The following is a 9,657-nucleotide window of genomic DNA, read 5'->3' as shown; positions in this document are numbered from 1 at the left end:
GGCCAGGCTGGCGCCGGGCCGCAGCCCGCCCGACGCCAGCTTGCGCCAGAAAGCGCCTTGCAGCAGGCGCGGCAAATAATAGTGGCGCAGGGTGGCGCGGGCCAGGCCCGCGGCGCTGCGCACCCAGGGGTTGAGCAGGACCAGGCCGCAGACGCGGGCGTCTTGCGGCGCATGGCAGGCGGCGGCCGTGGCGCCGTCGCACAGGCCCCACAGCACCACTTCGCGCAGGGCCGGCACGGCGTCGAAGAATTGCGCCAGCGCGCCCGCGATGTCGGGAGCGGCGGCGCGGTAGTCGCGCGGCGCGCCTTCGCTGTCGCCCATGCCGCGCAGGTCGAAACGCAGCACGGGCACGCCGCGCGCGGCCAGCGCCCGCGCCAGCAGGACGAACTGGCGGTGGCTGCCGGCCCGGTACTGTGGCCCGCCCGTGACGATCAGCACGCCCCGCGGGCCCGGCGCGTTGGGCAGGCTGAGGATGCCGACCATGCGCGCCTGCGCCTCGGCGTCGGCCTGCGCGTCCGTCGGCAGGCTGCGAAAGCGCAGCGCCAGCTGGTGCACGGGGCGTGCTGCGGCGGCGTCGCGTTTCATGGCGCCGTCCTTTGCTCGTCGAGCCAGTCGCGGCACAGTTCCCGCGTGGCGTCGAGCAGCTGCGGGCAGGCCAGCAGTTCGCCGCTGTGCCAGAACGGGCCGTCGCCAAAGGCGGCCAGGTGGACGGCGGCGCCGTGTTCGCGCCAGTGGCGCGCCAGCCGGGGCAGGGGCGCCGGTGCCTGCCCCGGCGGCTGGTACTCGAGCCAGTAGACGGGCACGGACGGCGCGAGCGCCGCGCCGTCGACGCCGTCGATGGCGTGCGCCAGCGCGGGCGCCAGCAGGTAGCCGGCCACTTCCACGGGCTCGCCTTGCGCCAGCGCGGCGCGCGCCTGGCCCGGCGCTTCGGCTTCGGCGCCGGCCAGCATGCCGCTGGCCAGGCGCAGGCGCAGGAAGCGGTCGATGCAGCGCCGGCCGTCCAGCTCCGGCTGCCACAGCAGCAGCCGGGCCAGCGGCAGCGGCGCGCGGCTGGCGAAATCGAGGGCCAGCAGGGCGCCCAGGCGCAGCCCCCAAAGAGTCAAGGGGCCGTCGACCCGCTGCGCCAGCCAGGCGCAGGCCAGGTGCAGGTCGTTGTGCCAGATCGGCCAGCGGGCCTCGCCGAAGTCGCCGCTGCTGTCGCCGCAGCCGTACAGGTCGATCTGCAGCACGCTGTAGCCGGCGGCGGCAAACGCGCGCGCCTGCGCGGCGGCCACGTGGCGGCTCTTGTTCAGTTCTTCCGCCAATGGATGCACGTAGACGATGCCGCCGCGCGCGGGCCGGCCCGGCGGCGGCAGGTGCAGCAGGCAATAGCGCTGGCCGCCGCTGGCGGACATGAAGAACGGCAGCAGGGGCGGCGCCACGGTGGCGGTATCGTTCATGGTCGCAGCCTGGCAACAATGAAATCGTGCAGCGTGGCCACCGTGGTGAAGTGGCGCGCGTGGATATCCTCGTCGGCCACCTCGATGCCGAAATGCGCTTCCAGCGCCGCGATGACGCCGATCACGGCCATGGAATCGAGTTCCGGCAGGCTGCCCAGCAGCGGCGTGTGCGCTTCCAGCGCGCGCCCGTTCAGCCCCAGCGTGGTGTCGAGGATGTGCTTTACTGCTTCAAGATGCGGCATGTCAGCTCCAGGGAAGGGTAGTGGGGCAAGGGCGTCGTATCGAAGGCCAGCAGCGGAACGTCGGCGCGATGGCGCGACAGGTGCAGATAGGGCGGCACGCTGGCGGCCATCCATTGCCAGCGGCCGCAGCGGATGAAGGTGGCCGTGCCCAGCGCATGCGTGCCCAGGCGCGCATGGGCCGACAGCGAAGCGCGGTTGAAGCGCGAAATGCGGCTGCACGACCAGCGCACGCCCTGCGCGTGCAGCACGGCGTTGGCTTCTTCCCACAGGCGGGCGAAGACCAGGCCGCCGCGCTGCTCGGGATGCACCCACACGTCCAGGTCCCACGACGACTGGCGCGACGCCAGCGCGTAGCGGGCGCGCGCCTCGTCTTCCTCGCAGCCGTGGCGCAGCAGCCAGATCCAGCCGGCCATGCCGGCGGCCTGCCCGTCGCGCCCCGTGCGCGCCACCAGGCATTGCGCGCCCTGGCGGTAGCGCTCGCCCAGCACGCCGGGCCGGCGCAGGGGGCCGGGCGGCAAGTCCGCCTCCGCCAGGCAGGGCGCGACCGTGATGGAGCGGCCGCGCCCGCCGCACAGCGAGCCGGGCGCCACGGCCTGCGCGACGAATTGATAACGATATAGCGCGCAGCGCCCGCCCGGCGCGCGTTCGAGCAGGCGGGCCAGGGCCAGCCAGGCCGTGTCGCGCCAGCCCAGCCGGGCGACGCTGGCGGCCAGTCTTTGCAGCAAGGGAAAATGCGGGCGCACGGACATGGGAAGAACGGATGGGGCGGCTATGCAGCCAATGCTGTCCATTAGAGCGCAGCGGCGCGCGCGGATCTTGCGCCGGCTCAAGCTGTGTTGCTGAAACTGTTAATTGATCAAAATCAAGACCGGCGTGGCCGTTTGTCTGAATCATAGGGGGATGCATGGCAATCATGGCAACCCGGGGGCGAGACGATGGCGACACTGATACACGAGTTGATCTTCGACACGGCGCGGCGCGCGCCCGATGCGCCGGCCCTGTCGTGGCAGGGCGAGGCGCTGGCCTATGGCGCGCTGGCGCAGTGCGTGCGCGATTGCGCCTGGGCCCTGTTGGCCCTGGGCCTGGCGCGCGGCGCGCGCGTGGCCGTCTACCTGGAAAAGCGCCCGGAAAACGTCGGCGCCATGTTCGGCGCGGCGGCGGCCGGCGGCGTCTTCGTGCCCGTCAACCCGCTGCTCAAGCCGGAGCAGGTCGCCTACATCCTGGCCGACTGCAATGTCGCCATCCTCGTCACCTCGCGCGAGCGGCTGGCGCAGCTGGGGCCGGCGCTGGCCGCCTGCCCGGACCTGCAGACGGTGCTGCTGACGGGAGAGCGGGGCCTGGACGCCAGCCTGGGCGGCGTGCGCCTGCTGTCCTGGGACGACGCGCTGGACCTGGCAAGCGAGCCGGAGCGGGCGCCGCACGCGGTGATCGACACGGACATGGCGGCCATCCTGTACACCTCGGGCAGCACGGGGCGGCCGAAAGGCGTGGTGCTGTCCCACCGCAACATGCTGGCCGGCGCGCTCAGCGTCTCGGGCTACCTGCGCAACACGCCGCAGGACCGCATCCTGTGCGTGCTGCCGCTCAGCTTTGACTACGGCCTGAGCCAGCTGACGACGGCGTTCGCCAGCGGCGCCTGCGCCGTGCTGATGAATTACTTGCTGCTGCGCGACATCGTCGAAGCCGTGGAGCAGGAAGCCATCACGGGCCTGGCCGCCGTGCCGCCCCTGTGGGTGCAGCTGTCGCAGCTGAGCTGGCCCCTGTCGACGCCCTTGCGCTACATCACCAATTCCGGCGGCGTCATGCAGCGCGCCACGCTCGACCGGCTGCGCCTGGCGCTGCCGCGCACGCAGGTCTTCCTCATGTATGGCCTGACGGAAGCGTTCCGTTCCACCTATCTGCCGCCGGAACAGCTGGCGCGGCGTCCCGATTCCATCGGACTAGCCATCCCGAACGCGGAAGTGCTGGTGCTGCGCCCGGACGGCAGCGTCTGCGACGCCGGCGAGCCTGGCGAACTCGTGCACCGGGGCGCGCTGGTGGCGCTCGGCTACTGGAACGATGCGGCGCGCACGGCCGAGCGCTTCAAGCCCTTGCCGCCGCAGGCCAGCGGCCTGGTGCTGCCGGAACTGGCCGTCTGGTCGGGCGACACCGTGCGCCGCGATGCGGACGGCTATCTGTATTTCGTCGGCCGCAGCGACGACATGATCAAGACCTCGGGCTACCGGGTCAGCCCGGCCGAGATCGAGGAAGTCGCGCATGCGAGCGGGCTGGTGGGCGAGGCGGCCGCGCTGGGCGTGCCGCACGCCGTGCTGGGCCAGGCCATCGCCTTGCTCGTCACGCCCGCGCCGGGCGTGGAAGTGCTGCGCGACAGCGTGCTGGCCGCCTGCCGCGCCCGCCTGCCGGCGTATATGGTGCCGCTGTGGATCGAGGTGCGCGCGGACGCCTTGCCGCGCAATCCGAACGGCAAGATCGACCGCCCCTTGCTGGCGCGGGAACTGGCGCAAGCCCATGCTGTCCAACCAGGAGCATCGACATGAATGGCCCCGGCCTGACATCCCCCGCCATGCCGCCGCACGCGGCCTTGCGCCAATTCGCCGTCGCCGGCGACATGCTGGAAGTGGGCGGCATGCCCTTGCGCCGCCTGGCCCAGCGCGTGGGCCGCACGCCGTTCTATGCCTACGAGCGCGGCCACATCGCGCGCCGCGTGGCGGAACTGCGCGCCGCCTTGCCTTCCGGCGTGCACCTGCATTACGCCATGAAGGCCAATCCCATGCCGGCCGTCGTGCAGCTGCTGGCGGGCCTGGTGGACGGCATCGACGTGGCCTCGGGCGGCGAACTGGCGACGGCCCTCGACACGCCCATGCCCGCCGAACGCATCAGTTTTGCGGGGCCGGGCAAGAGCGAGGGGGAACTGGCGCGCGCCGTGGCGGCGGGCGTGCTGATCAATATCGAGTCCGGCGCCCAGCTGGAAAGGACGGCGCTGGCCAGCGAACGGCTGGGCGTGACGGCGCGCGTGGCCGTGCGCGTCAATCCCGATTTCGCCCTGCGCCGCACGGGCATGCGCATGGGCGGCGGCGCGCAGCCGTTCGGCGTCGACGCGGCCCTGGTGCCGGCCTTGCTGGGCCGCATCGGCCAGCTGGGCCTGGATTTTCACGGCTTTCACATTTATGCGGGGTCGCAAAGCCTGTCGGCGGCGGCCCTGGCCGAGGCGCAGGCCCACAGCGTGCACCTGGCGCTGGAGCTGGCCGACAGCGCGCCGTCCCCCTTGCGCGTGCTCAATATCGGCGGCGGCTTCGGCGTGCCGTATTTCCCCGGCGAGCAGGCGCTGGACCTGGCGCCCGTGGCCGCGGGCTTGCAGGCCCAGCTCGCCCTCTTGCAGGCGGCCGCGCCCGGCGCCCGCCTGAACCTGGAACTGGGCCGCTACCTGGTGGCCGAAGCGGGCATCTATGTGTGCACGGTGCTCGAACGCAAGGTGTCGCACGGGCAGGTGTTCCTCGTCACGGACGGCGGCTTGCACCATCACCTGGCCGCCTCGGGCAATTTCGGCCAGCTGATCCGCAAGAACTACCCGGTCGCCATCGGCAACCGCCTGCAGGAGGGGCCGCGCGAGGTGGCGTCCGTCGTGGGACCGCTATGCACGCCGCTGGACTTGCTGGCCGACCAGATGGAGATGGCGCGCGCGCACGAGGGCGACCTGGTGGTGGTGTTCCAGTCGGGCGCCTACGGCTTGACGGCCAGCCCGACGGCCTTCCTCGGCCATCCCTTGCCGGCCGAGGTGCTCGTATGAGCGGCCTGTGCGGTTGGCTGGCCCGCTGCGGGGCGGCGCCCGAGCCCGCCGCCGCTCCCCCTGTCACGCCCGAGGCCGTGCTGGCGCGCATGGCCGCGCCCCTGTCGCGCTTTGACGGCGCGCCGTTGACCCTGGGCGCCGGCGACACGGGCGCCGTGGCCGTGGCCGCCATCGACGGCAGCCGCCACCTGTACCAGCAGGATGGCTTGCAGGTGGCCATCTGGGGCCGGCCCGCGCTGCACGGTTCGGCGGACGACGTGGCGGGCCGCCTCGCGTCGTTGTGGCTGAGCCGGGGCGTGGCCGCCTGCGCCTGCCTCTCGGGGCCTTTCTGCTTGGCCATCCTCGACGCCTTTTCCGGCTCGGCCGTGCTGGCCGTGGACCGGGCCGGCATCCACCCGCTCTGCTACGCCAGCAATGCGCAGGGCCTGTTCTTCGCCTCCTCGCTCGATGCCTTGCTGGCCCATCCGTCCGTGCGCGCCGCGCTCGACCCGCAAGCCCTGTACCATTATCTGTACCATCACATGGTGCCCGGACCGGGCACGGCCTATGTGGGCCAGCAGCGGCTGCTGCCCGGCGAATACCTGCATGTGCGCGCCGGGCGCCGCTACAGGGGCAGTTACTGGCAGCTGGAATTCCAGGAACGCGCATACGCGCGCTCGCGCGCGAGTTTTGCCGTCAAGCAGGAGGAATTCCTGCGCACCCTGCGGCTGTCCGTGGAAAGCAGCCTGGGCGGCGATAGCGCCGGCACGGGCGCCTTCCTCAGCGGCGGCACCGACAGTTCCACCCTGGCCGCCATCGTGGGCCAGGTGACGGGGCGCCCGGCGCGCACGTATTCGATCGGCTTCGACGCGCCCGGCTACGACGAGATGGCGTATGCGCGCCTGGCCGCCAGCCACGCGGGCAGCATCCACCACGAGCGCTACGTGACGCCAGGCGACGTGCTGGCCGCCATCCCCGCCATGGCGGCCGCCTTCGACCAGCCCTTCGGCAACGCCTCGGCCATTCCCGCCTTCTATTGCGCGCAGATGGCGCGCGAGGATGGCGTGATGCGCCTGCTGGGCGGCGACGGCGGCGACGAATTGTTTGGTGGCAATGAACGCTATGCGCGCCAGGCCCTGCTGTCGCAGTACGCGCGCCTGCCGGCCATGCTGCGCCAGGCCGTCATCGAGCCGCTGCTGTTCCGCGAACGCGCGGGCAAGCCGTGGCGCCTGGCCGGCAAGGCGCGCCGCTACATCGAACAGGCCAGCCTGCCGTTGCCGGCCCGCCTGGACAGCCACAACCTGCTGCTGTGCCATGGCTACCGCGCGGTGCTGGAAGACGGCTTCATCGACACCATCGATCCCGGCATGGCGGCCGGCTGCCTGAGCGGCGCGTACTGGGAGCGGCAAGGCCAGGGTTTGAGCCAGATCAATGAACTGCTGGCGCTGGACATGCGTTTTACCCTGGCCGACAACGACCTGGTCAAGGTGCGCACGGCGTGCGAGCTGGCCGGCGTGGAAGCGGCGTTTCCCTTCCTGCACGACGCGATGGTGGCGTTTGCCGCGCGCCTGGCGCCCCAGGACAAGCTCGACGGCATGCGCCTGCGGCCCTTCTTCAAGCGGGCGCTGGCGGACATCCTGCCGCCGGCCATCGTGCGCAAGAAAAAGCACGGCTTCGGCCTGCCGTTCGGCCTGTGGCTGCACAGCCATGCGCCGCTGCGCGACTTCGCCTTCGATAACCTGGCCCAGCTGCGCCGGCGCGGCATCGTGCGGCCCGCCTTCATCGACGAGCTGCAGTGCCGGCTGCTGGCGCAGCACCCGGCCTACCACGGCACCATGGTGTGGTTGCTGATGATGCTGGAACAGTGGCTCAGCCACCACCCGGCGGCGCTGGGCGCGCTGGCCGGCGGTTTTGCCGCAAGCGCCACAGAAACGCCAGCCGTCCTCGATCCCACGGCGTAAAACGGGGCAGCTGCAGCAGGTCCAGCCCCGCGCCGGGGCGGGCCACGCCCCAGTCCGTCGCGACGGCCGCCGTGAACCCGAGGCTGCGCACCATCGCCACATGGGATGCGCCGTAATCGCGGCCCGCCTTGCCGTTCGGATAGGCAAACAGGGTGACGGGCGCCTGTATCAGGCTTTCCAGCTGCCGCTTGCCGTGGGCGATGTCGCGCCGCGCGGCGCCGTCCTGCAAGGTGGCCAGGATAGGGTGGCTGGCCGTGTGCGCGCCCAGCCCCATGCCGGCCCCCTGCAGCTGGCGCAGCTGCGCCGTGCTGAGCATGGCGGGCGGTCCCGCCGCCGCGCCCGCCTGGCGTCCGATGTGCAGGGCCAGCTGCTGGCGCCGCTCGAACGGCAGGTATTTGAGCTGGCCCAGCAGGGTGGCGATGGCCGTTTGCCGCTGCGCCAGGCTGGCGACGGGCAGGCGCTCCAGGCCGAGTTCCCGCAAGTCCAGCTGGGGACCGGGCGCATGGCGCACGCCCTCGATCACCGCGTCGTTCCACATCCGGCCGCCATCGAGGTAGCCCGTGGCGATAAAAAACGTGGCGTGCAGGCCGTGTTTCAGCAGCAGCGGCAGGGCCACTTGCGCATTGTCCGCGTAGCCGTCGTCAAACGTGATGCAGGCGGCGCGCGGGGGCAGGCTGCCGTCCTGCAAGCGCTGCACGGCCTCGGCCAGGGGCAGCGGCGCATAAAAACGCTTTAGCAGGCGCAGCTGGCGCTCGAACAGGGCCGCATCGACTTCGCCGGGAAACAGGGCGTCGGGCCGCGCCAGCACGCGGTGGTAGATCAGGATGGACAGTGCCGCCGTCATGGCAGCTCCGCGACGGCGGCGCCGGGCTTGGCTTGGCGCGGCGTGGGCGCCGGCGCGCGCAATGCGCGCTCGACGACGATGCGCGTGGCGATCAGGGCCGCCATCAGGTAATACGGCATGTCGAAATACAACAGGCTGAGGAAGGCGCCGCCCACGGCAAAGCCGATCAGGCTGGCCTGGCTCATGGTGGCCAGGCCGTGCGCCCAGCGCAGCTCGGCCTTGCCCCGCGTCAGGCGGATGATGGCCGACGCCGTGCGCCAGGTGGCGATGCCCAGCGCCAGGTAGATCAGCAAGCCGACGAAGCCGTGTTCGCCCAGGGCCTGGAAATAGATGCTGTGCGCCGCATGCACGTCCATGGGGTTGGGCGCGTAGCGGGCAAAGATGGCGCCGTCGGACACATCGAAGCCGCCGCCGGGAAAGCGGTCGCGCGCCAGGTTCCACGCCATGCGCCACGCATTCAGGCGGCCCATGGCGGAACTGTCTTCCTCATAGGTATTGATGGTGTCCATGCGTTCGGCCCAGCGCTCGGGCATGAAGGCCAGCAGCAGCGGCGTGACCAGGCCCAGCAGCGCGCCCAGCACCAGCTTGCGCCCGCTTTTCAGCCACATGAACAGGACCATGGCGGCAATGGCCAGCAGCGCCCCGCGCGAATACGAGCCCAGCGCGGCCAGCGCCGACAGCAGCATGGCCGCCGACAAGCCGTGGCGCAGCCAGCGCCTGTCGCTGTTTTGCTGCAGATAATACATGAGGGGAATCGTGATGATCAGGGCCAGGGCCAGTGAATTGTTATCTCCAATAAACGTTTCTTCCGGCCCCCACACGCGCTCCGTGCCGCCGCTGCGGATGGTGAAGATGCCGCCCTTCACGCCGTAATAGCCGATCGAGCCCACCAGCACCCAGATCAGGCGCACGATGTCGCGCCGCGTGCGTATCACCATCATGATCACAAAGCTCATCAGCATGATCTTCATGACCTTGTTCCACTGCACCCAGGACGACTCGGGCAGCAGCGCAAACAGGGCCGTGACATTCATCCAGGCAACGAACAGCAGCAGCAGCACGCTGACGGGCGTGATGGGCAGGCTTTTCGGTTCGCGCGTCATCACGAGGCTGAGCATGGTGGCGATGGCGATGATGAAGGCGAACGGCAAATGCGTGGCAAAGCCCCACGCCTGCGTGTGCGGGTTCATCACGCTGACCCACACCCACATCAGGCCGCCGATGGCCGGCGACTTCAGGATGAAGGGCAGGGAACCCAGGATGATGATGGTAATCAAGATGTCGCGCATGAAAGGGGACGCTCCTGGTTGTGCCTGCATGGTATTGATGCCTGTCAACGGGCGGGCGGGCAGGCTGGGTACACTGGATCAACACGGTTTCGTACAAAGTTTTGTCATGGTAAGAC

General features: G+C 70.7%; 9 protein-coding genes. 3 read left to right on the top strand and 6 right to left on the bottom strand.

Annotated features, from left to right (window positions below):
* From AC07VI_RS28725 to AC07VI_RS28710, 4 genes are all read right to left on the bottom strand, one after another.
* Positions 1-585: hydrolase 1, exosortase A system-associated (locus AC07VI_RS28725; protein ID WP_494808836.1), on the bottom strand; the 585-nt coding region annotated here is incomplete at its 3' end.
* The gene (locus tag AC07VI_RS28720; RefSeq protein WP_193068853.1) at positions 582-1,439 is read right to left on the bottom strand and encodes a hydrolase 2, exosortase A system-associated; all 858 of its coding nucleotides are present in this window, start codon (positions 1,437-1,439) and stop codon (positions 582-584) included. The genes AC07VI_RS28725 and AC07VI_RS28720, both read right to left, overlap by 4 nt.
* Positions 1,436-1,681, bottom strand: coding sequence for an acyl carrier protein (locus AC07VI_RS28715; protein ID WP_086148058.1), 246 nt, complete (start codon positions 1,679-1,681; stop codon positions 1,436-1,438). The genes AC07VI_RS28720 and AC07VI_RS28715 overlap by 4 nt, the downstream gene beginning before the upstream one ends.
* The gene (locus tag AC07VI_RS28710; RefSeq protein WP_492994038.1) at positions 1,660-2,430 is read right to left on the bottom strand and encodes a GNAT family N-acetyltransferase; all 771 of its coding nucleotides are present in this window, start codon (positions 2,428-2,430) and stop codon (positions 1,660-1,662) included. Before AC07VI_RS28710 ends, AC07VI_RS28715 begins: the two co-directional genes overlap by 22 nt.
* A gap of 186 nt (positions 2,431-2,616) precedes the next feature.
* On the opposite strand from AC07VI_RS28710, the gene AC07VI_RS28705 reads away from it, so the two are divergent.
* The 3 genes from AC07VI_RS28705 to AC07VI_RS28695 are packed head-to-tail and all read left to right on the top strand — an operon-like array spanning position 2,617 to position 7,408.
* Complete coding sequence (locus AC07VI_RS28705) at positions 2,617-4,218, top strand: acyl-CoA ligase (AMP-forming), exosortase A system-associated (protein ID WP_099420529.1); 1,602 nt, start codon at positions 2,617-2,619, stop codon at positions 4,216-4,218.
* Complete coding sequence (locus AC07VI_RS28700; RefSeq protein ID WP_492994040.1) at positions 4,215-5,468, top strand: pyridoxal-dependent decarboxylase, exosortase A system-associated; 1,254 nt, start codon at positions 4,215-4,217, stop codon at positions 5,466-5,468. Before AC07VI_RS28705 ends, AC07VI_RS28700 begins: the two co-directional genes overlap by 4 nt.
* On the top strand, positions 5,465-7,408 hold the full coding sequence (locus AC07VI_RS28695) for an asparagine synthetase B family protein (protein WP_492994042.1): 1,944 nt from the start codon (positions 5,465-5,467) through the stop codon (positions 7,406-7,408). The genes AC07VI_RS28700 and AC07VI_RS28695 overlap by 4 nt, the downstream gene beginning before the upstream one ends.
* Here AC07VI_RS28695 and AC07VI_RS28690 read toward each other — a convergent pair.
* Positions 7,317-8,252: a polysaccharide deacetylase family protein gene (locus tag AC07VI_RS28690; protein ID WP_492994044.1), complete on the bottom strand. Its 936-nt coding sequence runs from the start codon at positions 8,250-8,252 to the stop codon at positions 7,317-7,319. The two genes, AC07VI_RS28695 and AC07VI_RS28690, sit on opposite strands and share 92 nt — an antisense overlap.
* Positions 8,249-9,541, bottom strand: coding sequence for a putative O-glycosylation ligase, exosortase A system-associated (locus AC07VI_RS28685; RefSeq protein WP_086148064.1), 1,293 nt, complete (start codon positions 9,539-9,541; stop codon positions 8,249-8,251). Before AC07VI_RS28685 ends, AC07VI_RS28690 begins: the two co-directional genes overlap by 4 nt.
* Positions 9,542-9,657: the final 116 nt, after the last annotated feature.

Source organism: Janthinobacterium sp. GW821-FHT03A03, from assembly GCF_059421435.1.
This window is presented reverse-complemented; position numbering and strand designations above follow the sequence as displayed.

What these genes read in the sequence shown, in the direction of transcription:
- AC07VI_RS28720 (WP_193068853.1), bottom strand. Translation starts at nt 1,439, where the DNA reads ATGAACGATACCGCCACCGTGGCGCCGCCCCTGCTGCCGTTCTTCATG.
- AC07VI_RS28710 (WP_492994038.1), bottom strand. Translation starts at nt 2,430, where the DNA reads ATGTCCGTGCGCCCGCATTTTCCCTTGCTGCAAAGACTGGCCGCCAGC.
- AC07VI_RS28695 (WP_492994042.1), top strand. Translation starts at nt 5,465, where the DNA reads ATGAGCGGCCTGTGCGGTTGGCTGGCCCGCTGCGGGGCGGCGCCCGAG.
- AC07VI_RS28705 (WP_099420529.1), top strand. Translation starts at nt 2,617, where the DNA reads ATGGCGACACTGATACACGAGTTGATCTTCGACACGGCGCGGCGCGCG.
- AC07VI_RS28715 (WP_086148058.1), bottom strand. Translation starts at nt 1,681, where the DNA reads ATGCCGCATCTTGAAGCAGTAAAGCACATCCTCGACACCACGCTGGGG.
- AC07VI_RS28690 (WP_492994044.1), bottom strand. Translation starts at nt 8,252, where the DNA reads ATGACGGCGGCACTGTCCATCCTGATCTACCACCGCGTGCTGGCGCGG.
- AC07VI_RS28685 (WP_086148064.1), bottom strand. Translation starts at nt 9,541, where the DNA reads ATGCGCGACATCTTGATTACCATCATCATCCTGGGTTCCCTGCCCTTC.
- AC07VI_RS28700 (WP_492994040.1), top strand. Translation starts at nt 4,215, where the DNA reads ATGAATGGCCCCGGCCTGACATCCCCCGCCATGCCGCCGCACGCGGCC.